This window comes from Micromonospora sp. HM134, assembly GCF_007833915.1.
Lineage (GTDB): Bacteria > Actinomycetota > Actinomycetes > Mycobacteriales > Micromonosporaceae > Micromonospora > Micromonospora wenchangensis.
In genome coordinates this window covers 2,774,055-2,796,151 of sequence record NZ_CP041061.1, presented here as the reverse complement: position 1 = coordinate 2,796,151, position 22,097 = coordinate 2,774,055, and the positions used below count along the sequence as shown (strand labels likewise).

14 protein-coding genes and 1 pseudogene are annotated in these 22,097 nt (G+C 70.8%); 5 read left to right on the top strand and 10 right to left on the bottom strand.

Annotation, left to right across the window (positions count from 1 at the left end; all coding sequences use genetic code 11):
* Positions 1-12 precede the first annotated feature (12 nt).
* The 7 genes from FJK98_RS12330 to FJK98_RS12300 form a co-directional block, all read right to left on the bottom strand.
* The gene (locus FJK98_RS12330) at positions 13-5,952 is read right to left on the bottom strand and encodes an SDR family oxidoreductase (RefSeq protein ID WP_145919146.1); all 5,940 of its coding nucleotides are present in this window, start codon (positions 5,950-5,952) and stop codon (positions 13-15) included.
* The gene (locus FJK98_RS12325) at positions 5,949-7,442 is read right to left on the bottom strand and encodes an acyltransferase domain-containing protein (RefSeq protein ID WP_168222441.1); all 1,494 of its coding nucleotides are present in this window, start codon (positions 7,440-7,442) and stop codon (positions 5,949-5,951) included. Before FJK98_RS12325 ends, FJK98_RS12330 begins: the two co-directional genes overlap by 4 nt.
* 142 nt (positions 7,443-7,584) lie before the next feature.
* The gene (locus tag FJK98_RS12320; RefSeq protein WP_145919144.1) at positions 7,585-7,821 is read right to left on the bottom strand and encodes a DUF5988 family protein; all 237 of its coding nucleotides are present in this window, start codon (positions 7,819-7,821) and stop codon (positions 7,585-7,587) included.
* Between the two features lie 81 nt (positions 7,822-7,902).
* Positions 7,903-10,692 carry a helix-turn-helix transcriptional regulator gene (locus FJK98_RS12315; protein WP_240762781.1) on the bottom strand — a complete coding sequence of 930 codons (2,790 nt, stop codon included), beginning with the start codon at positions 10,690-10,692 and terminating at the stop codon, positions 7,903-7,905.
* Positions 10,693-12,095: 1,403 nt separating this feature from the next.
* Positions 12,096-12,578, bottom strand: coding sequence for a hypothetical protein (locus FJK98_RS12310; protein WP_145919142.1), 483 nt, complete (start codon positions 12,576-12,578; stop codon positions 12,096-12,098).
* The gene (locus FJK98_RS12305) at positions 12,578-13,096 is read right to left on the bottom strand and encodes a SigE family RNA polymerase sigma factor (RefSeq protein WP_145919141.1); all 519 of its coding nucleotides are present in this window, start codon (positions 13,094-13,096) and stop codon (positions 12,578-12,580) included. Before FJK98_RS12305 ends, FJK98_RS12310 begins: the two co-directional genes overlap by 1 nt.
* Before the next feature lie 126 nt (positions 13,097-13,222).
* Positions 13,223-13,501, bottom strand: a complete 279-nt coding sequence (locus FJK98_RS12300) for a hypothetical protein (protein WP_145919140.1) — start codon at positions 13,499-13,501, stop codon at positions 13,223-13,225.
* A gap of 651 nt (positions 13,502-14,152) precedes the next feature.
* On the opposite strand from FJK98_RS12300, the gene FJK98_RS12295 reads away from it, so the two are divergent.
* Positions 14,153-14,626, top strand: a complete 474-nt coding sequence (locus FJK98_RS12295; RefSeq protein WP_240762779.1) for a hypothetical protein — start codon at positions 14,153-14,155, stop codon at positions 14,624-14,626.
* Between the two features lie 214 nt (positions 14,627-14,840).
* Here the strand turns inward: FJK98_RS12295 and FJK98_RS34805 are convergent.
* Positions 14,841-14,945: pseudogene (locus FJK98_RS34805) on the bottom strand (IS5/IS1182 family transposase); the annotation flags it as partial.
* 93 nt (positions 14,946-15,038) lie between these two features.
* The gene (locus FJK98_RS12280) at positions 15,039-15,785 is read right to left on the bottom strand and encodes a siderophore-interacting protein (RefSeq protein WP_205789425.1); all 747 of its coding nucleotides are present in this window, start codon (positions 15,783-15,785) and stop codon (positions 15,039-15,041) included.
* An 86-nt stretch (positions 15,786-15,871) separates the two neighbouring features.
* On the opposite strand from FJK98_RS12280, the gene FJK98_RS12275 reads away from it, so the two are divergent.
* The gene (locus FJK98_RS12275; protein ID WP_145919138.1) at positions 15,872-16,453 is read left to right on the top strand and encodes a TetR/AcrR family transcriptional regulator; all 582 of its coding nucleotides are present in this window, start codon (positions 15,872-15,874) and stop codon (positions 16,451-16,453) included.
* Between the two features lie 818 nt (positions 16,454-17,271).
* Here the strand turns inward: FJK98_RS12275 and FJK98_RS12270 are convergent.
* Entirely contained in the window at positions 17,272-17,493 is a 222-nt protein-coding gene (locus tag FJK98_RS12270; RefSeq protein ID WP_240762777.1) for a hypothetical protein, read from the bottom strand.
* A gap of 150 nt (positions 17,494-17,643) precedes the next feature.
* Here FJK98_RS12270 and FJK98_RS33560 point away from each other — a divergent pair, with 150 nt between their 5' ends.
* From FJK98_RS33560 to FJK98_RS12255, 3 genes are all read left to right on the top strand, one after another.
* Positions 17,644-18,102 (top strand): hypothetical protein, encoded by a 459-nt coding sequence (locus tag FJK98_RS33560; protein WP_205789424.1) that lies wholly within the window; start codon positions 17,644-17,646, stop codon positions 18,100-18,102.
* Between the two features lie 91 nt (positions 18,103-18,193).
* A complete protein-coding gene (locus FJK98_RS12260) occupies positions 18,194-19,153 on the top strand; it encodes a class I SAM-dependent methyltransferase (protein WP_205789423.1) in 960 nt (319 codons plus the stop codon).
* 104 nt (positions 19,154-19,257) lie between these two features.
* A complete protein-coding gene (locus tag FJK98_RS12255) occupies positions 19,258-22,083 on the top strand; it encodes a LuxR family transcriptional regulator (RefSeq protein ID WP_240762776.1) in 2,826 nt (941 codons plus the stop codon).
* Positions 22,084-22,097 lie beyond the last annotated feature (14 nt).

Sequence of the window (22,097 nt, the reverse complement as noted above, 5' to 3'; positions counted from 1 at the left end):
GTCTCCTCGGGGTCAGGGAAGGGCCGGCTGGGGGGTGTCGGCGTGCGGCCGGATCAACCTCCCGCTGTGGTCGGTGGCGTGTGCGCTGACCCCGGTGATACGGGCCAGGACGTGGCCGTGGGGGGTTGATGCGGTCAGCGTGCCGTCGGCGAAGCGGCAGTGCAGTCGGATCGTCGGGTGGGCGGCGCTGAGTTGGCAGTCGTTGCCCGGCCCGCCGAGGTCCACCGTCTCGATGCCGGCCATCGGGCCGACCTGGGGTGGCTGGTCGCCGTGGGGTGGCAGGAGCAGCAGGTGCACCATGGCGTCCAGCAGGATCGCCGGTACGGTCATGCCGGCCAGGGCCGGGCTCCACGCCTGGTGGTCGAGGCGGAAGGTGGCGCTCGTGCCGTCCGGTCCGCGGGCGTAGTCGCTGGTTCCGGCGAACGGGCCGCTGAGGGTGATGGGCAGGTCGGCGGAGTAGACCGGCATGGTGAAGTCCGGTTCGGGGCGGTGGGTCGCCTCGTCGGTCGGTGCGGGCAGCGGGGGGTGGCGGTCGGTGAGCACGACTGTCGTTTCGCAGAGCAGGTCGTTGAAGCGCAGGACCTTGCCGTTGCGGCCGATCCGGTTGGTGGTGATCCGGACCGCCACGACGGCGCGGTCCGGGGACCGGTCGGTGAGCCGGGCGTCCACCGTGATGGTGCGGGGTGGTCCGGCGGACCGGACGGTCACCGACGTGCGGCAGACCAGGTTCCGGAATCCGGTGACGGTGAGGTCGGGGCAGAGGTGTCCGGCGGCGCCGGCGGCGGCTTCGAGGGCGAAGGTGCCGGGCAGGACGTACTCTCCGTTGACCCGGTGGTGGCGCATCCACCGGCCGTCCTGTTCGGCGAGGGTGTGCGGTTCCCAGGTTTTGGTGAACACCGCCCAGCGGTGGCCGCGCAGCAGCACGCCGTCGAGCAGTGGCGTGGCCAGGGACGGGTCGGGTGGGGTGGGTGGCGGGGCGTCGGGTGCGGGCAGTGGCAGCGGGCCGCCGGTGGCGTCGGTGCTGATGCCCCGCTCCCCCAGCAGGATGCGTTCCTCGTCGCGGATGAAGAAGACCGCCGCTCCGTTGCCGGGGCGGGTCACGGCGTCGAGGAACTGGGCGGCGCCCTGTCTGCTGCTGATGTAGGCGTCCATCCGGTTACGGCGCAGGGTTTCCCGCATGGCGGTGCTGCTGGCGACGCCGACCTCCCGCCAGCCGCTCCAGAGGATGGCGAGTTCCCGGTGTCCGTCGGGGGCGTTGCGGTCGGCCCAGGCGCTCGCGTATGCCAGGTATTCGTTGACGGCGCAGTAGTCGACGTCTCCGGGGGCGGGGGCGAGGGTGGCCAGGGTGCTGAAGTTGCACCAGATGCGGGGTGGCCGGCCGGTCAGGGCGCGTTTGAGGTTGCGGTAGCCGGTGGCTTTGGTGGCGCGTACGGAGCGGAAGTCGGTCAGGGTTTTCGCGTGCAGGGCCCGGGAGCGTAGGTCGAGGACGGTGTTGATGAGCAGGTCGATGTGTCCGTGCCGGTCCATGATCTCGTCGAGGACCGCGGTGGTCCGTTGCGGGTCGAGGACGTCGCCGACGCGGTGGTGGACCCGGTCGGATCCGCACAGTTCGGTGAGTCGCTGCACGGTCCGGCGGACCTCCAGGCGGGCCTGGGCGCGTTCGTAGGCGGTCTTGAGGTCCCGCAGTGACGCGTCGGGGTTCTCGCGGCGGCCGGCGGCGATGAACGCGGCCTGGGGTGGCAGTTCGTCGTCGGTGTCCGGTAGCGGGGTGCGGCCGATGAGGTACAGGTGGGGTCGGTCGGTGGTACGGGCGACGGCGTCGAGGATTTCGGGGGTGATGCCCCGGGCTCCGCCGAAGGCGACCACGATCGCGCCGGGGGGCAGGGCGGCTTCCTGCGTCCGGGGTGCGGGCTCGTCGTCGGCGACGGCGAGTTGGTACCAGGTTTGTCCGTGGCAGGCGAGGGTGTGCGTCGGTACGCGGGCGGTCGCGGCCCGGGCCAGTTGCGCCAGTGCGGTCGGGGTGTGCGACGTGTCGGTGATCAGGGTGTTGCCGCTGCACTGCGGCACTTCGGCCCGTACGGAGCGGACGAGCCCGGTGAACAGGCCGGCGAGGGGGTGGGTCGTTGCCTGTGGCAGTGCGGTGAGCAGCGCGGCGGCGAGTGTTCCGCCGGCCCGTAGGGCGGGCAGCGCGGCCTGGATGGTGGTGAACGCGAGGTCCTGGAGGTCCTCCAGGCGGGCGGCTTCGGTGTCGTCGGTGTCGTCGCCGGGGGGTTGCAGGCGGGTGAGGATCCGGATGTGGCGGGGGACGAACGGTAGGCCGGCGAGGGCGTCGGTGGCGGCGTCGGGTGGTACGTGGGTGGCGGTGTCGACTCCCGGTCCCGGTGACCAGATGGCGATGTCGGGGCCGGTGACGGCGGCGGCGAGGTCCGGGGTGTCGGTGACCACGATGCTTCCGGCGGGGATCGCGGGTCCGTCGGGGTCGGGTGGGGTCAGCGGCTGCAGGTGGAGGGTCCGTCGGCGGCCGATGGCCTGCTCGGCGGGTTCCGCGACGGCCCCGTTCGGGTCGGGGCCGGTCGGTCCGGTGAAGCGGATCGATGGTGACCCGGGGGCGGCCGGTGACACGAGGGTGTCGGTGCCGGTGACGACGGCCCGCAGTACCGCCAGCAGGGCGTCCAGGGCCAGGTAGGTACGGTCGGTGCCGGCTGCGGCGGGCAGGGTGGGTGCCGGGTCGTCGGTGGTGGCCTCGGGTGTGGTGCCGAGGGTGCCCAGGATGGGCAGGCCGTGCTCCCGGGCGGTGGAGCGGCGGGCGACGGCGACGACGGCGGCGCCTTCGGCGACGGTGCGGCCCGCCGGGACGAGGCTGTCGAGGTGCCGGTCCCATCCGCTGATGGGCCGTAGGCTCACCGCGCCGACGAGGGCCAGGTCGCAGGCCCGGTGGCGGAGCTGGCGCAGGGCCAGGTCGAGTGCGCAGTGGGCGGAGTCGCGGTGGGCGTAGACGCTGGTGCCGAAGCCCCGGAAGTCGTAGTAGTTGGCGGCCCGGCCGGACAGGATGCAGGACACGGCGCCGGTGAAGTCGTCTTCGTTCAGTTCGTCGGGGACGACGTCGCCGGCGTCGGCGAGGGCCTTGGCGAGGTACTCCCGCAGTGTCTGGGCCTGCCCGGGGTCGGGGAGCAGATCGAAGGTGGCGGCGCACTCCTGGGCGTGGACCCGTAGCGCGGCGCGGGCGTTGTGCGTGGTCGGCAGGCTCGCCCCGACCAGGATCGCGGTGGTCGGCCGCAGTGTGGTTCCCGGTTCGCCGAGGTCGGTCAGGAGCGGCCCGAGGGCTTGGAGCATCATCAGGTGGGCCGGGTCCATGTGCCGCATCGTGCGGGGTGGGATCCGCACGTCGAGGGGGGACGGCAGCGGGTAGGGGCTGCCGAAGCTGGGTTGTGGGGTGGGGCCGTCGCCGACGAGCCAGGCGGGCACCCGGTCGCGGTCCAGGCCGGGCAGGTGGGTGTTCCAGCCGACGACGACCAGGTCTTCGGCGTCGGGGGCGTGGTGGGTCACCGGCGGCCGGGGGGTGGGTCGGGTCGTCGGTATCCGGTCGGCGAGCACCACGTGGGCGTCGGCGCCACCGAGGCCGAACGAGGACACTCCGACCATTCGTGGGCGGTTCTGGTCGACCGGCCAGGGTGCGTCGGTGACCGGCACCGTGAGTCGGGTGCCGTCGCCCAGCAGCGGGTGGGGGTCGGTGACGACGGTGTGGCCGGGGATCGTGCGGTGGGCGAGGGCGACCAGCGCGTGCGCCACCGACACGAGTCCGGCGAGGACGCCGGTATGACCGAAGACCTGTTTGTTCGATGTCAGCAGGCACGGCCGGTCCCGTTCGCCGAGCCGTGCCAGCAGGGAGCGCAGTTCGATCTCGTCGCCGACGGGGGTGCCGGTGCCGTGGGCGACCACCCAGTCGACGTCGGCGGCGTCGACACCGGCGTCGGCCCAGGCGCGGCTGATCGCCAGTTCCTGTCCCCGGGTGGCGGGTGCGTGGATGCCCTTGCCCCGGCCGTCGGCGGCCAGTCCGGTGCCGAGGACGACGCCGTGGATCCGGTCGCCGTCGGCTACCGCGCGGGCATACGGTTTCAGGGCGAGCATGACGGCGCCCTCACCGATCAGTGTCCCGTCGGCTGCCTGGTCGAAGGGGCGGATGCGGCCACTGGCGGTGATGCCCTGGGCCCGGCAGAAGAGGGTGAAGCCGATCGGTTCGATGACCGAGGTACCGCCGACGAGCGCCACGTCGCAGCTTCCCTCGCGGAGGGCTTTGACGGCGGCGTCGAGGCAGAACAGTCCGGTGGCGCAGGCCGCGTCGAGGGTCAGGTGTTGGGCGTCGTGTGGGATCAGGCCACGGAGCGCGTTGCGGGAGACCGAGGCGGGTAGGTAGGCCAGGGGGTTGCCGCCGTCGCCGCTGTAGTGGGCGCTGATGGCGTGGTCGGCGAGTTCGGCCAGCCAGTCGTCGTCGCCGCTGCGGTGGATGGCGTCGCGGATGAGGCGTTGGTATTCGTCGCCGAGAACGACGCCCTGGGTGCCGAGTCCGGTCTGGTCGTGGATGCCGGTGGTCGCGGCGAGCCACCTGTCGTCGGGCCGGCGGTGTACTCCGGTCAGGGCCTGGACGGTGCAGTGCCGCAGCCAGCGGGTGGTGCGTGGCCAGCCGGGGTGTCCCAGGAATCCGTCGGGTTCGGCGACGGAGGCGGGGTCGGGGATGAACCCCTGCACGTAGCCGGCTTCCCGGATGTAGAAGCTGTCGGTGTCGGTTGCGCTGGCCGACCAGAAGTGCCGCAGGTCGAAGGCGGAGGGTTCGCTGGCCAGCAGGGCGCCTTCCCGGAGCCGGTCGTAGAGGTCGGCGGGGTTGTTGGTGCCGGGCAGGACCACCCCGAGGCCGACCACCGCGATGGCGTCCGGGTCGTGTTCGTCGGGGCCGGTCCGTGGACGGTGCGGTTGCGGGTCGTCCACGGGGCGTGGTGTCGCGGCGGCGGGTGCCGGCTGCGGTTCGGTGAGCGTCACGGTGGTCACCGGGGCCGGTTCGGGGGCGGCCTCGGTGGTGGACGGTGCCGGTTCGGCGACGCTGGCTGCTGTGGTGGGGGGCGGTGGCAGGGTTCGGGGAGGCACACCGACCTGCGCGGCGAGCTTGCTGTGCAGTCGCAGGCCCTGCATGCCGCCGATGCTGATGCCGCCGTCGGCGACGAGGGTCTGCCCGGTGATGAATCCGGTGTCGGGGTGCAGGAGGTGGACGAGCAGCCGGGCCGCTTCGGGGGTGGAGATGGTGCGGCGCGTCAGGTCGCTGGAGCGCGGCGAGTCGCCGAGTGCGGCGGCCGGGTCGTCGAGGTTGACGACGATCTCGCTGGCCACGGAGCCCAGCAGGACGGTGTTGACGCGGATGTCCTGGTCGGCGAGTTCCAGGGCCAGGTACCGGACGAGGGATTCCAGGGCGGCTTTGGTGACGCCGCCGGGGCCGTAGCCGGGGACCGGTTGGTGGGCGCCGACGCTGGACAGGCAGAGGATGGCTGCTCCGGGGCGGCCGGTCATCAGCTCGGCGGCCCGGCGGGAGCAGTGGTAGGCGCCCATGACGTTGGTGGACCAGGCCCGCTGCCAGTAGGTGTCGTCCACGTCGAACAGGGGCAGGAACGCGCCGCCGGCTGCGTTGTTGACGAGGAAGTCGAGGCCGCCGTGGCGCTGCCGGATCAGGTCGAACATCCGGTCGATCTCGCCGCGTTTGGCCACCGAGGCCCGGATGAACTCCGCGCTGAGGCCGGCTTCGGCCAGTTCGGTGCGCAGCAGTTCGGCCTGTTCGACGGAGTGGAAGTAGTTGACGATGACGTGTGCGCCGCAGGCGGCGAGTCGACGGACGATGTCCGCGCCGAGGCTCTTGGCCGCGCCGGTCACCAACGCGACCCGGCCGTGCAGGGCTGGTGTGTCGGTCATCGGGCGGTCGCCTCTGCCTGCGCCTGGACGACGGCCTGCGCGATCCGCTTGAGGGTGCCGACGGTCAGCAGGGAGGTGTTGGCGCGCAGGTCCGGCAGGCCGTACCGGTCGGCGACGCGGCTGAGCAGGGCGACCTGCTTGAGGGACTCCACGCCCAGGTCGGATTCCAGGCCGTCGTCGTCGCCGAGCAGCTCCGGCGGGTAGCCCAGGTAGTCGCCGTACAGGGCGCGGATCTCGGCCAGGACCGTCGCGTACTGCCGGTCGGCGTCCGGTGCGGGCCGGGGTGGGTCAACCGTGAGCGGGGAGGCCGGTGTCACCGGTGCCTGCGGCGTCAGGACGGACGGCGCAGCCGGGACGGCCGGGGTGGGGGCCGCCAGGGGTGGCGGTGCCGCGACAGCGGGAGCCGGGACGGGTGGCGCAGGCGCGACGGGCGCAGGGGACGCGACGGGCGCAGGGGACGCGACGGGCGGCGCGGGCGCGACGGGCGGCGCGGGAGACGCCGGGACAGGTGGGGGCACCGGCGTCCGTACCGGGCGTGGGGCCGTGTCGGTGCGGCTGGCGACCAGCGCCCGGACGGCCGCGACCGGGTCGTGCTCGCTCAGCGGTACGACCGCCTGGACGCCCGGGACCGACGCCTCGACGAACCGGGTGACGACCGGCCATTCTCCGCATTCGATGAAGGTGTCCGCGCCGGCGGCGTGCAGGGCGCGGACCGTGTGCAGCATCCGGACCTGGGCGGTGAGTGCGCCGGCCACCAGTTCGACCGGGTCCTCGTCGCCGATGTCGCGGCCGAGCCATGGTGAGGACACCCGCCACCGTGCGCCGCCGTAGGACACGCGGGGTGCGGTGGCCCGTAGGTCCCGGGCGGCCTGGGCGACCGCCGGGGTGTGGGTGGGGTGCGGGACGTCGAGGCGGACGCTGGGCCAGCCGAGCGCCTCGGCAACCCGCTCGGCCTCGTCGATCTGCTGCCTTGGTCCGCTGAGGACACTCTGTCGGGGGGTGTTTTCACAGGCCAGCACCAGGTGGGGGTGGCCGATGAGTCCGGCGAGTGACTCCGCCCGGCGGCCGTCGACCCCGACGGCGAGCATGGTGCCCGGCCAGGCCTGCCGGGTCAGTGCCTGGGACCGGGCCACCGCCAGGCGGGCGGCGTCGCCGACGGAGACGTGTCCGGCGGCGGCCAGGGCCCACAGTTCCCCGATGCTCTGTCCCACGATCGCCACCGGTTCGACGCCCTCGGCGACGAGCAGGTGGTACGTGGCGAGGCTGACGGCGAAGATCTCCAGGTAGTGCACCTCGGGGCTGTAGGGGCGTTCGCCGGCGGCGTCCTCGATCAGCCGGGTGCTGATGTCGGGCAGCCCCAACTCGCGGGCCGCCTTGTCGATCAGGGTCAGCGCCTCGCGGACCGTTTCGTAGCGGCTGTGCAGGTCGCGCAGGGTGCCCGTACGGGGGGCAGCCACCGTGCCGGGCATGACGAAGACAGAATCCACCATGTGCGTCACCCTCGTTTCCATCCCGCTGGTCGGGCTGTGGCGCGCCGTGACGGCGCAGGGACAATCGACGACGTGCGGCCTGCGGGTCCGGACGGGCTCGCCCCGACCCGGGCCGCTCGGGGCAGGGCAGGTTCCCGGCCGGCTACTCCGCAATGCGGGACCGGTACGCCCAGCGGAAGACCAGCGGCTCAGCGTCGCTGTCGTCGGGGCGTTCGAAGTGCTCGTAGCCACCGTTGTGCGGGATCTTCACCTTCGGTGCGTCCGGCGAGATCCGCTGGCTGCGAAGCTCGGGTGGCAGGCTCGCCGGGCCGCCTTCGAGGGCGATCAGGATCGTGGCGTGGGGGGCTGTGGTGTCGTCCGGCTGGGTGGGGACGGTCATGCGGACAGCTTTCCCGGGGTGGACGAATGAGACATGCGTCAGCTGACGCAGAAAACCGACGGAAGGTCGGCGAGTCATCCGTCATCGGGCACCGGCGTTGCGCAGCACCTCCCGGGCGATCTGGTTGCGGCTGCGCAGTCCGAGTTTGTGCAGGGCGCGGGAGATGTGCGTCTGGACGGTGCGGCGGGTCAGGAGCATCGTGGCGGCGATCTCCGGAGTGGAGCGACCCTCGGCGACGAGCATGGCGACGCGCCGTTCGGTGGCGGTGAGCGCCGCCCAGCCCGAGACCGGCCGGGGTGCGCGGGGGCCGCTGACCCCTCGGCGCACTCCCCTGTTCCTCAGCCGCGCCTCGGTGCGGCGGACGTCCCAGGTCGCGCCCATCCGGCTGTACAGGCCGATCGCCTCGGTGGCGGCGGCCCGGCACTCGGTGGTCGCGCCGTGGCCGGCCAGGACCACCGCGAGGTCTTCGAGGGTGGCCGCCAGCTCGGTTCTGGGGCCGGCTGACCGGTAGTGCTGTACGGCTGTGCGCAGCGGCTCGGGGTCCTCGGTGGCCAGGCCCAAGCAGCGTTGCCGCATGGGCGCGGCCCGTCCCGGTGTCTTCTCGGCCTCGGTCCAGAGGCGGGTCAGTTCGAGGGTGGCCGTCACGGTGGAGGTGTCCGTGCAGGCTGACGCCATCCGGATGAGGTCGGCGAACCATGGATGGTGGGGGCCGGCGGCGGTGTCGGGGCGGTGCTGCAGCATGGTGGCGAGTAGGGCGGTGCCCCGTTCCGGTTCGCCCTGCTGTTCGGCGTGCACGGCCCGGGCGGCGAGGAGGAATCCTTCGGTGTCCTCGGCGGGACTGTGGTCGGCGGGCATTGCCGGGTCGGAGTGCAGGTGGGTTTCGGCGAGCGCGCGGTCGTCGCGTCGAACGGCGATCAGCGCGGTGACGCCCCGCCGTAGCAGCGCGGGTCCGCCCCGGTGCAGGCCCGGGTAGAACGGGCCGCAGGGGTCGTCGGCGACCGGGGTCAGTGCGGTCAGTGCCTCGTCCCAGCGGCCGACCCAGTAGTGCAGCATCGCCTCGGTCACGCCGATGGACGCGGCGGCGACGTCGTGGGCGCGGCGGCGGATTTCCCGCGACAGCCGCAGCACCCTGTCGGCTTCCCGCCACCGGGCCATGTTCTGCAGGCTCACGACGCGGCAGTGCAGGGCGAACATCTCCAGTTCCGGATGGTCGGGGTGACCGACGAGGGCAGTGAGCGCCTGTTCGGCGTACCGGAGTGCGGCCGGGTGGTCGCGCCGGTCGGACCGGGTGAGGGACAGCACGACGCTGGCGCCGGCGATCGCGCAGTCGTCGCCGCAGCGGCGGCCGGCGTCGAGGGCCTCGCCGGCGAGGGTCTCGGCTTCGCTCGGTCCGCCGGTGCCGGCCCGGCTGATCAGGGCCAGGGTGCCCAGGAGGCGTCCGTGCCAGGGTTCGGGGATCGCCGCCGGTCGGGTGAGTGTCTGGCGCAGGATCAGTGCGGCCTCGTCGGTCTTCCCGCTGTTGTTGAGCGCGCGGATCAGCAGCCAGTGCAGTTCGCCGTGGGCGTCCAGTCCGGTGGACGACGCGAGGGCCTGGCGGGCCTGGTCGGCGGCCTCTTCCCACCGGCCGAGCATCTGTAGTGAGCGGGCCAGCGCGACGCTCAGTGGGGCCTGGTGCGGGTCGTCTGCGGGGAGTTGTCCGAGCTGGGTGCGCAGCAGCCGGACCGCGAGTGCCGGGTCGGCGTGGGTCAGGGTGTGGGCGGATTTCTGGAGCCAGTCGGGCACCCACCGGTTCTCGACGCCGCCTGCCGCTTCCAGTTGGTGTGCCACGGTGAGTGGTTCGGCGGCTGCGGCGGCCAACTCCCGGGCCAGGTCGAGGTGTAGTGCTCGGCGCAGCGGCAGCGCGACGGCGTCGTGCAGGGCTTGGCGGATCAGTGGATGGCAGAAGGTCATCCGCTGTCCGGAGCCGGCGAGGATGCGGGCCGCGACGGCCCTTTGCACCACGTCGGCGAGGGCCCGCACCGGCCGACCCAGCACGACGCTGAGGTCGGTGACGGTGAACTCGGTACCGAGCAGTGCGGCGGTCCGCAACACGTCCCCGGCGTCCGGCACCAGACCAAGCCGGCTGGTCAACGCGGCGGTGAGGGCCGGGGGGATCCGGTCGTCGTCGTCACGTAGGTCCGCGTGTCCCGCCACGACCTGGACCAGGTCCTCCCGGACGAGGACGTCGGCCAGCTCGTGCAGGTAGAGCGGATTGCCGACCGCCGCGCCCGACCACCGGCTGAGGGTCGGGCCGGGGGGCGCTCCGAGCAGCCCGGTCAGGAGCTGGGAGACCTCCGTGTCGTCCAGCGGCGTGAGGCTCAGCAGGTGCTCGTGGCCCCGGCCGGTGCCGGCTGGCGAGTGGGTCGGGCGGGACGGGTCCTGACGGTGTGCGGCGACCAGGAGCAGGGGCAGGTGTTCCGCGCTCGCGGCCAAGCGCCGCCAGACCACGGTCGACGGCTCGTCCATCCAATGGGCGTCGTCGACGATCAGGACGGTGGGGCCCGCCGCGCACAGGTCGTCGACGAGGGAGACCAGCATCTCGGCCACGACGGCCAGGGTCGAGCCGGTGGCGGGGAAGGCCGGGGGTTGGGCGAGCAGGGTATGGGTGATCTCCGCTCGGGTGGGGTCGTCGGGCCGTTGGCGGACGCCGAGGCAGGCGAGCAGGACGCTCAGTGGTGACTGGTGGGAGAGTTGGTCGGCGACGGCGTGGAACACCTGGTAGCCGCAGTCGGCCGCGGCCTGGGCGATGATGGTGAGCAGTGAAGTCTTGCCGATGCCCGGCTCACCGACCAGCCGGAGCACCGAGCCGGTCCCCCGCCCCAGCCGGGTCAACGCTGTCTGCGTGAGGTTCAGCTCACGCTCTCGCCCGACCCATACCTCGGACCCGGACTCCGGGCCTATTCTCAGCATTCCCATCGAGGGTGAATTGCCGCCGGCGGTCTCTCCGACGACGGATATCCTTGTCCTGGACGAGCCGACTCGCATCACACCGCGTCGGCCGGTAAATCAACTTCTATGGCGACCGCTGCACCGGGCCGCAATACGCTGGCAGGCGACCTTGATCGACCTCCGCCAGATCACATAAATGTCTGATAGCGCGACTACAACACCCCATGATAGCCATCCTCATAGGAAGTGGTCGGAAAATCAAGGGAGACTCGTCGGGTTCACAGGGGACCACTTCTCAGGTTCACTACCAGTGCGGTTACCGGATCGCACAATACGTTTCGGTCAGGTTAATTCATGACGGTCGGTCGGTGCGGCGACGGTGGACGGGCAGAACAGGATCACCGGGCAGCCCCGTCAGCGCGCCCGAGGACGCGAGGCCGACAGGATGAATTCACATCGTCATCGCGAGGGGATTGCCGAATTCCTGCCCGCCTTCGCATCGAGTCCGGCGAGGTCGCCGAATCAGCACGCCAATCACGACCTCGAAAAGAGACTTGATCTCCCAAGGCCGAGTTCGATGCTACATCGCCGCCCGTCAAATCCGATAGCCCTGAGTGAATCTTCACGCACCTTCGGTAACAACCATGGACCGCTCCCGATCCCCCTCGCCCCGGCTCAGCGGACACCGCCGACCGGATCACCACCACAGCAGCTTCTCCGCTGCGAGTTGCTGGGTTCCGGCGAGATGGCGGGCGCGGCGCATGGCGACGACGGCCGTCATGATCGGTCGCGGGTCGCCGTAGTCGCCGGACGTGAACGGATCCGGAACACCGCTCCCCCCGCACACCTCTCCACCCAGGCACGGTCCGCATCGCACGAGCCGCGCGTACGAGCTGACCGGATTCGGTGGCCCGGAGGTTCTCCGTCTCGGTGACCGCCGCGACCCGGTCCCGGGGGCCCACGACGTGGTCGTCGACGTCCGCGCGGTCGGCCTCGACCCGATCGACATCCTGCAACGCTCCGGCACCTTCCGGTTCGCCAACCCCGTCCGCTTTCCCGTCGTACCCGGAAACGAGTTCTCCGGCGTCGTATCTGTGCCGGGGCGGGGCGGGGCCCGGGGATGGTCGCCATCGGTTGGGTCTGGGTCACGGCCCCTCCCCCGCCCGGCCCGCCGGGGCACTGCGTGGAACACAGCGGCGGAGACAACCGCTGTCCGGGCGGCTGACAGGAACAGTCGCGTCGGACCGTCATGCCAGGACGCCACTCACCTCAAGGCAAGAAACCCGGCGGGACGGCCACGGTGACGGTTCGGGACGAGACAGCGACGAACGGGACAGGCCTGCTGATCAGAAGGTGCAGAACGGTGCCGGCCGGGTCAGGCCGAGCTCCGCGCAGTCCCATTCGGTGCCCTGTTCCTGGTACCGCCAACCCGCGTCGGCCGTGTAGTGGAACAGGTAGCGGACGTCGCCGCCGGCCGGACGCTTCACCTCGACCGCCGCCCACGTCTGCGCGCACTGCACACCGGTGGACGCGAAGGACCAGTCCGTCGGCAGCTCGACCAGATCCCCGAGGGTTTCGATCGACGGACAGTCGGGTTCCCCGGGGGCGGCTGCGGGAGGCGCCGACGGGTCGGGCCGGTGGTTGACGGCGAAGGCGACCGTACCGCCGACGGCGAACACCAGCGCTGCGGCTGCGGCACCGGTGGTGACGGTCGCCCGCCGCTGCAACCGCCGCGACCTGTGCAGGGTCCCCTCGTACAGGTCGGCGCTGCCGCCGTGCTCGCTCAGCTCGGACATGGCCTGACGCAGCGGCCCGAGGTTGTCGGTCATCAGGCCTCCTCCATCACGGCCGAGAGCAGCTCGGGCGCGATCTCCCGCATCCGGGCCAGTGCCTTGCTGGTCTGACTCTTGATCGTGCCGACCGAGCACTGCAACAGCTGCGCGGCCTCGGCCTCGCTGCGGTCCTCGAAGAAGCGGATCACCAGCACCGCGCGCTGCCGCTGGGTGAGCTGGGCGAGCGCCTGGTGCAGGGCGAGCTTGAGGTCGGTACGGCCGGCGTGGTCACTGCCGGGCTGAGCCACGTCGGTCAGTTCCCCGGGCAGGGACTCGGCCACCCTGCGTCGCCGCCACCAGCTCACCTGTTGGTGGTACATCGCGGTGCGGGTGTACGCCTCGAAGTGCCCCGGATCGTGCAGCCGCCGCCGGCCCCGGTGGGTCCGGGCCAGTGCGTCCTGCACCAGGTCCTCGGCGAGGTGCCGGTCGCCGGTCAGCAGGAACGCCGTCCGGAGCAGGGCCGGCGAGCGGGTCCGGACGAACTCCCGGAACTGATCGTCGATCGAGTCCGCCATGCCCCGCTCGCATCCCCCGACGTACCGGCACAGGTTGTCAGGGCGCGACGGCGTCGGTGCGGCCGGCTGACTGTGGCGCACACCGTAGCCAGTGTGCGCCACAGCACGCAAACGTGGTCCCTGCGGTCAGCCGGAGATGCAGAACGGCGCCGGCTCGGTGAGGCCGAGGTCCTTGCAGTCGTATCCGCTGCCCTCGCCGTAGTACTTCCAGCCCGTACCGGCCGTGTAGTGGAACAGGTAGACGCCGTCACCGGTCTTCGGGCCCTGCGGGACGGCTCCCGCCCAGTCCTTCACGCACTCGACGCTGCCGAAGGTCATGCCCTTCGGCAGTTCGACCAGCTTCTGCAGATCCGTCCCCGAGGGGCAGTCGGCGCTCTTGACGCCCCCGGCCGCCTTGGCGGTCACGGTGGGCTTGACAGCGGGGGTGCCGTCCGCCGGGGCGGCCGTGGCCGGGGCAGATGCGGTCGAGCTGGCACTGGCTGCCGCCGGGGCAGGAGCAGATGCGGTCGTGCCGGCCGTGGGTGCCTCCGTGGTGGAGCAGGCGGCGAGTACGAACAGGACGGTGACAGCGGGAAGCGGCAGAAGACGACGTGCAGACATTTCCGGACCCCTATGGATCGTGGTGATCGTTGCTGACATCCGGGTACATGCGATCCACCGCCCGTAGGTTGCCGTCACCCGGAACTTTTTCTCGGCAGGGTGTCGGTGACGACGGACCGACCGTTGATCTCCGTCCCGCTGTCGTAGCCGCGGGAGTCGCGGTGCACGGTGTCCGCAGCGCTGACGGACGGGGGGCGAGGATCCCGGCCGTGGCTCGGGCTGCCGGTCGTGGTCCCACCGCTTGCTTGACAGATCCGTCCCATCTGACGCTTGACGTTCGGTCTAGGTCTCTTGGTCAGTCCAGATGCTGCCCACGACCGAGCCCGTCCGCGAACACAGACGGCGGCCCCATCGAGACGGGGCGGTGCGATGGCGCTCGGGAACGGCCGCCATACAATCGTGGTAAGGCGGAGCGCCAGGCCGAGATTCCGGCACCGGTGTGAGGGAGGGGCCAGGATGTTCGGCAGGATGTTCGACGCGGTGGTCGGCAGGATCGTCGGTTCGACGAACAACCTCAGCGCTCAGATAGACCAGCTCAGGCCCGACCTGAGTCGGGAGTCGCTCGGCGTCGGGCCCGACTTCCCCGGGATCGCCCCGAACCCGCTGATGAGCAGTGATGCGCGGAAGCGCAATGCGGAGCTGCGTACGGGGGCGCTTGCGCTCGGTGTTCTCGTCGATTGGCGGGAGGTGAACAGCAACCCTCGCGTGGTCCTGATGTTCGACGTGGAGACCGCCGACGGCGTCTCGTTCCGCGGTATCGCCGACGAAGGTCTCACGATCACCGAGCTCACCCGACTCGCCCCGGGGCAGACGTTGCCCGTGCGCTACCGGCCGGCCGTCATGGACCACTACGTCGCCCTTGCCCGGGGCGCGGACCCCGCTGATGTGCAGCAGCTCTCTGACGAGATCGCGCGCCGCAAGCGGACCTGATCCGAAGCCATTGAGCGTTCTTCAACCGGCTTTGTACTGGTGGGGATGGGTTCGGGTGCCCCGACGGCGGGTTGCGGTGAGGCTCCCGGTAGGACAGCGACCGACCAAGAAAGATGCCTCACCGGGAGCCTCGTCGCTGTCTCACCCCGCCTCGATTCCGTTGTCCAACCGATCGTTGAACCACCTCGCTGACCTGATCCGCGCCCACTGCCAGCAGCATGAGCGCGCCGTTGGTCTGCTCCACCACCCACCGCCGCTTCACCGGCACGAACCCGGCCGTGGTGTCGGTGCGCTTGACCTGCTCCACGTCGATCCCTCGTGATCTCGGCGGCGACCCTGGATCTGGGGCAGACCCACCACCGGAACGCATCTAACGCCGAGAACTCACATGCGGGGTTCAAGGAACGATGGGTTAGTCCATCCCCTTGCGGCCGGGGGTCCAGAACGGCTTGGTGATCACGTTGCGGCGCGGCCAGTTCCGCTCCTTGACCAGGTGGCGGCGGATCAGCTGGATCGTCCGGGCTTCTCCGGCCAGGTAGGCGCGGCCGGGCTCGGCGGGTAGCTCCAGTCCGCGGACGGCCTCGACCAGTGTCTCGGAGGAAGCCGCGGACCGGCCCCGGCGGTAGCTCCACTCCAGGTCCCTGAGCATCTTTGGGTCCAGGCGCTCGTTGTGGGAGTCGGTCAGGTTCAGGCGCTCGTCCGGGGAGTCGATCTCGAACCGGCCAAAGACCCGGGCGTCGGCCGGCAGTGCGCGCAGCATCGGACCGTAGGCGGCCTGTGCGGTTTCCTCCCCGGCGAAGAGGTGGTACGGGGCCGGGGCGGTGACGAAGGTGCCCTGCGGTTTCATCAGCATCAGCTCGTCGCCGGGCCGGGTGGTGCGTGCCCACTGCGCGCCGGGGCCGTCCCCGTGGTCGAAGACGACCAGTTCCATGGTCTGGTCCTGGTAGCTCCACACCGTGTAGGTGCGCAGCGTGCCGACCAGCCAGTCGACGGCGGCCGGCCCCGGGGCGAGCTGCAGGCGTACGTGCTGGCCGGGCAGCCAGTCGAGACCCGCGAGATCGGGCCCGGTCAGCGTCACCAGCCGTAGGCGGGGACCCAGCGGCTCGACCCCGTGAACCTGGGCGGCGACCAGCAGGCGGTCGAGCAGACGACTCTTCACAATCGGTCCTCACCATCGGAGTCCAGGCTGTTCCTTGCCGATCGACAAGGCAAGACTTGCCGATCGGCAAGTTATACCCTGTGGCGGTGACCTCCGCCAGCCCCACTGCCGAGCCGATGCGGGAGCGCATCGTGGACGTCGCCGTCGAGCTGTTCGCCCGCCAGGGCTATCAGGGCACGTCGCTGCGGCACATCGCGGAGCGGCTCGGCGTCAGCAAAGCGGCGGTGTACCACCACTTCCACGCCAAGGACGACATCGCCCGCACGGTCATCGGCCGGGCCCTCGACGTACTCACCGAGGCGTCCGACCGGCTGGTGGTGGCCGGCACCGACCCGGGCGCCTGGCAGCGGGCCCTGCCGCAGATAATCGACATCGCCCTGCGGCACCGGCAGATGCTCGTGGTCCTGGAACGCAACGAGGACGTCTTCCACGCGCTGTTCGCCAACGACCCCGAGGTCGGCGCCCGGTTGTCGGCGCAGAACACGAAGCTGTCGGCTCTCTTCGCCGACCCGGCGCTCGACCCGCAGGTCAGGGTCCGGCTCGGCAGCACCCTGGGCGCGATCTTCGGCCCCCTGGTGATGCTGTCGGACCACTATCAGGACATGCCGGCCGACCAGCTGCGCGAGCAGCTGATGGAGGTCATCAAGGTGCTGCTGGACGGCCTGTGACCTAGCGAGTCCTCGCGGAGGGCGAGTTCACCACCGGCGAAGAGGCTCAGTGCCGCGATCTCAACAAGGATGTGTGCCCGATAAGTGATGACACGGGTAACACACCCAAAGCGGCGAAGGGGTGACGGCAGCGCGGCCAAGCTCAATTCCGCTTGACCGCTCACCGCACCCTCGGCGGTGTCGTCCGCAGGCGGTAAGCCTCAATCGTAAACAGCACCGGGCAATGCCGAGGCCCCTTCAGGTCTCCATACGGCACTCCCGTGACCGTGCCCCGAAATTGCGGATGCCCCCGCGGCGCGGGGGCCGTGCGCGGCACCCGGAGTCAACCCGGCCGAACGGATCATTGCCAGCGACCTGCGCGACCGAGGCCCATCCCAGCCCTGTTCCGTTGGTACCAACTGCCAGTCCCTCGATGGTGCAGGCCAGGAGGCTGATGCAGCACACCCTCCAGAGCGTCCTAGGACATTGCTTTCACGATGCCGCTTCCGGTCTCGCCAGGTCGAGGTTTCGCCGCTTACAGGTCGGCTGCTTCAGGACGACACGCCAGCGGTGACCACCCGGCAATGATGGCAGGAGCGATGCACCAATCATGAGGATCACTCGCGTCGCCACAGTCGGTAAGTCGATCCGGTCGACTTACCGACGCAGGATCCTCCGGGCCCGGCCCCTGAGCCGCACGGCCACCTGGACCTGCTCCGAGAGCCGGGAGTCGCGCCAAACAGCTGCTGCGTCGCTGGATGGGCCGCGTGCCGCAGGAATGCTGCGATCCTTCCAGGGGTGATGAGCGACTGCTTGAACGAACAGTCCCGGGGATGCCGCTAGTGACCGTGCACGGTCATCTCGCGGGTCGGTGAGTCGGCCGTGACCTTCTCGCAGATGCTCAGCAGATTGGGATGGTTGCGCAGCCGGGTACAGCCCTGAGGGGGATGGAACGAGCCGAGTCCGGCCTTGAGCTGATCCAGCGGCATCCCCGGGTACTGGACGACCCACTGGATGGGGATCGCGAACGCTTGTGGCAGGTCCTGCACGTACTCGAACACCGAAGCGCCGTTGCCCGTGCGGGGTCTGCTCGGCGATGTCGGCGATCCGCTGCGCCACCGGAAGCAGCCGGTGTCGACCGGCCGCTTCCGATAGAACGGCCCGCCCCGACACCTATGGGATCAGAGCGCACTCCCGCAGGGCATCAGTGAGTGGACCCGCGACTGGATCTGCGTCATCGGGCGTATCCCGAGGCTCCGGCGAAGTCGTTAGGTGATGCCGAGTGGTGCCAGTGGTCGGTTGTTGTCGCGGGCGTGATGTCGGTTGGCGGCGCCGATGTCGGTGACTCCGGTCAGGCGTGGGGCGCCGATGGCGGCGTCGCGGAGGGCGGCCATCACTTCGGGTCCGGTGCCGGTGCGGATCTGGGACCGGTCGTCGTCGTAGGTGACGTCGTGGATCCAGTGGACCTTGTTCCCGCTCGGCCGGTGGCTACGGATCCAGCCGGCCGGTCGTGCTGGTCTCGCCTGGTGGATGCGGAGGTCGGAGATGGCCTAGACGGTCTCGGTGGTGAAGCGTTTCGGCTGGTCGAGGCGGCGTCTGCGGCGGCGGGACTGGGTGGCCTGGGGGGCGTGTGGGAAGTCGATGCCGGTGGAGATCGTCAGGCGGCGTGAGGCCGCCGAGCCACCGGGAGAGTACGTCAATTGACAGATGTCTCTCGCCGGCTTGATCGAAAGACTCGACACCGCCATCTGAGGAGGCTGTGTGAAGGTACCGATCTCGGCGGTCAGTGGGTGCGCGGCCGAAGCCGGAGGTTCCGGATCGCGTGAGGAGAAGATCATGATTGTTCAGCAGGGGGCGCGTGCGGCAGCGGTCACCCTCAGCGCGGCCGAGGTTCGGACACACCCCTGGTGTGGCCCCCTGGACCGGACACCGCAGCGCTATCGGGGACCGCATCGGTTGAGCGCCGGAGGCTGGCAGAACTTTGTCGATCGGCTGGAGCGCCGGGAGGAGATGGCCGTCGTCCGAGCGGCCCTGACGGGTAACCGTCAGGTCCTCGACGTGGGCGGTGGTACTGGGGAGATCACCCGTGCCGTTGCAGGCGACCTCGGTCGATGCGTCACCGTCGAGCCGCACGTCAACCGTGTCGAGCGGCTGCGACTGGGCGTGGGCGGCACCGACGTGGGTGAACTGGAGGTCCATCCCGGACGGGCGGAGGCGTTGCCGTTTGCGGACGGCAGCTTCGACGCGGTGTTTTCCGCCTGGGTTCTGCCCTACGTCGACGATCCGGTCAAGGCTGTGCGGGAGATCGCCCGGGTGTGCGACCCCACGCATGGCGAGGCCAAGGTGGTGCTCATCGGCGGATCCCCGGACAACGAGCTGGTGGCCCTCCTCAACGAGGTCTGCGTGCCGATCGCCGGGGAATCCCACGATCACCAGGGCTATCTGCTCGCGACCGCGGCCCAGACGCTCTCCGAACATGGTTTCGGCCGGTTCTCCCTGAGCCGCACCGAAGCCGCCCTGCACTTCACGGAACCGAGTCTGGCGGAGCGGATCCGCTCCGCCGCGGACCTGCTGGTGGATTTCTGGTACGACGGGCATCCGCGTGCCGCCGACATGCGGGAGGCTCTCGTGCCGGCCCTCGGCCGCCATTTCGCCCGACGACCCCATGCCATAGGGGATCAAGGGCTGGTCCTCGTCGCCCGGCCTGGGGAGTCCGCTTGACCGCCGATCCAGAAACTGGAGAAAGCGGCTTGTGGCCCGTGGACAGTCCACCCCGGTTGGTGGGGCGACTGGCCCACTTGCGGGCGCTGAGGCAGGCAAGGGTGGTGAGTGCCGATGCGGGGCTCGTCCGCGTCGCGGTCACCGGCGAACCCGGAGTGGGCCGCAGCGCGTTGCTCGACGAGTTCGTGGGATCCTGCCGCCGGGAAGGCGGGTTCGCTGTCCGCGTCCGCTGCCGGCTGGCGGACCGTCAGGTGCCGACCGCGCTGGTCACTGACCTTCTCCGGGGCCTCGCCGAAGAGGTTTCACCGGTATCCGATGCGCGGCGGTCGACCTGCCGGACGCGGCCACCCCTGTTGGGATGGCAACCCACCGGAACAGACGACTGGGCAGACCGCGACCGGCAGGTGTCCGTGGCACGGGCGGCTGTCGCCGCGTTGGCTGGGCGGGGGCCGCTGGTCGTCGCGGTGGACGACATCACGTATGCCGGCCGTCCGGCGCTCCAGTGGCTGCGGCAGGTGTTGGAGGCGTGCGCGCGATTACCGATCCTTCTGCTGGTGTCGGTCCGTGCCGGCGAGCCGCCCACCGCGCCCGAGCAGTTGGCGGAGATGTTGACCGACGCGACCTGGTTGGAACTCGACGGGCTGACCGAGGCGGAGACCGGCGACCTGTTGTGCGCCCTGTTGCCGTCCCGGCCGCCCGGACGCTTCGTCGCCGAGGTCCACCGGTGGTGCGGCGGCAGTCCGTACATGATCGGGGAACTCGCCCAGGTCCTGCGCAGCCGCTCCGCCGGCTCCGGCTTGCCGCACAGGGTCGACGAGGTGGTACTGCACGACGCCCTGCGGCTGGTGCGCGGGCGGTTGAACCGGCTGGGGACCGCGCTGATGCGGATCGTGGAGATCATCGCGGTGGCCCAGGGCCACGGCGGTGTCGATGCGGCGCTGGTCGCCCACCTCACCGGCCTCGACGTCCATGAGGTGCTGACCGCTCTGGACCTGCTGATCCGCATGAGGTTGATCGGGGACGCCGAGAGTCTTCCGCTGCGGCACCCGGCCCTGGGTACCGCGATCGCGGCGTCGATGACGGCGATGGCCCGTAGTGCGACGCACCTCGGCATCGCCGAGTACCTGTTCGCCCTGAACGCTCCGGCGGATCGCATCGCGTCACACCTGACTGCCTCGACGGTTGCGCCGAGCGGGTCGTGGCCGGCTCAGGTCCTCCTGCAGGCCGCCGATCATGCCCGGGAGACCGGCGCGGACGGCGTCGAAGGACGCTGTCTGGAACTGGCGGCCCGCGTCGCCACCGGTACGCAGCACCGGGAGGCCATGCTCCGGCTCGCTCGTCTCGAGATCCGGCGGGATCCGGAGAGCGGGCTGCGCGCGGCTGTCGCGGTGCTGTCGGAGGACAACGACCGCGCCGTGGTGGCGGGGATGCTTGGGCAGATCGGCCGTGCCCTGTACGAGATGGAGTTGGGCGCACACCAGCACGACCTGCTCGACCGGATCGCTACGAGTGTCCGCGGGACGGTGTTCGAGGGCTGGGCCGAGGGGTACCGGAAGTTGCACCGGCCTTTCCTTGGCCGTCCGGTGCAGGTGCGCCGGCGGATTCAGGGGCTGCTGGGTCCACGGGATGCGATGGCGGTGCTTGAGGGCGACGACGCCGACCGGCGGCCCGTGCAGACCGCGTGGTCTGCTTTGGATGCTTTCCTGCGCTATCTCGTCGATTCGGACCCGCGGGCGGCGGTGCGGGAGGCCCGGCAGGCATTGGGGCAGGACGGGGCGGGGTTGGAACTTCACCCGCTGGCACGGACCGCGGCGTTGGCGGTGCTTGCGGACGCCGGCGATCATCACGAGGCGATCTCCTGGCTTGACCGGTTCGACCGGTCGGAGTCCGAGGGCCAGTCGTCACCGAAGGGGTGGTTGGCCTCGGTCCGGGGCCGGATCGCGCTGGCCGTCGGAGACTTGGACGAGGCCGGTAGTTGTCTCAACGACGCGCTGTGGGAGCAGGGAGAGGGGCCGGATGCGTCGCATGATCCGATCACCGTGATCCTGGTGGGTCTGCTCGCCGACGTACACGTCAGCCGCGGTGAGCTGGACGACGCGCGTGCTCTGCTGCGTCGCTACCGGCTGGTCGACGAGTTGCCGCCCGGTTGGCACTACTGTGAGTTGCTGCTGGCCCGGGCCCGGATGCGGGCCGGTGACGGTGACCTTACCGGAGCCCGCCGGGACCTCGCCGACCTGCGAGCCCGCGCGTACCAGGCGGGTATTCGGCTGCCGGGGAGTCTCATGTGGCGCCGGTACGGTGCCGACCTGCTGGTGGCGGTGGGGCGTCGACGGCAGGCCGTACGGGTAGCCTGTGCCCAGCTCAGGTTCGCCGACGCGGTCGGGTCGCCGCTGGAGCGCGGCCGGGCGTTGCGGGCCCAGGCGTGTGCCAGCGGGACGGCGGAGAAGCATCGTCTGCTGCGCGAGGCGGTGGCTCTGCTGAGTAAGGAGGAAAGCCTGGACGCGGCACATGCGCTCGCCGATCTGGGTTCGGCGCCGAGCGGATCGCTGCCCCGTCAGGAGGCGATCGCCGCTCTTACGCAGGCGGTGGATATCGCCGACCGGTGCGCCGCCGGCGCCTTGGCGTTGCGGTCGCGCCGACAGCTGCTCGTCGCGCATGAGCGGGCACCACGGCAGATGTCCCTGCGAGGTGTGCTCACTCTGACCCGTCGGGAGCGGCAGATTCTCATCGACGCGATCCGGGGTGCCACCAACAATGGGATCGCTCAGACGCGGCACATCACTCGGCGGACGGTCGAGCTGCATCTGTCGAGCGCATACCGCAAGCTCGGTATCACCGGGCGTATCGACCTACCGCAGTTGTTTCGGGACCCGGCGTTCTGGCCGCTGCTGGCCGATGGTCTGCCGGCGCGTGGTCGCCCGTCGAGCTGACGAGCTGGCCGCCG

What these genes read in the sequence shown, in the direction of transcription:
- FJK98_RS12310 (WP_145919142.1), bottom strand. Translation starts at nt 12,578, where the DNA reads ATGACCGACAACCTCGGGCCGCTGCGTCAGGCCATGTCCGAGCTGAGC.
- FJK98_RS12305 (WP_145919141.1), bottom strand. Translation starts at nt 13,096, where the DNA reads ATGGCGGACTCGATCGACGATCAGTTCCGGGAGTTCGTCCGGACCCGC.
- FJK98_RS12330 (WP_145919146.1), bottom strand. Translation starts at nt 5,952, where the DNA reads ATGACCGACACACCAGCCCTGCACGGCCGGGTCGCGTTGGTGACCGGC.
- FJK98_RS12295 (WP_240762779.1), top strand. Translation starts at nt 14,153, where the DNA reads ATGTTCGGCAGGATGTTCGACGCGGTGGTCGGCAGGATCGTCGGTTCG.
- FJK98_RS12325 (WP_168222441.1), bottom strand. Translation starts at nt 7,442, where the DNA reads ATGGTGGATTCTGTCTTCGTCATGCCCGGCACGGTGGCTGCCCCCCGT.
- FJK98_RS12320 (WP_145919144.1), bottom strand. Translation starts at nt 7,821, where the DNA reads ATGACCGTCCCCACCCAGCCGGACGACACCACAGCCCCCCACGCCACG.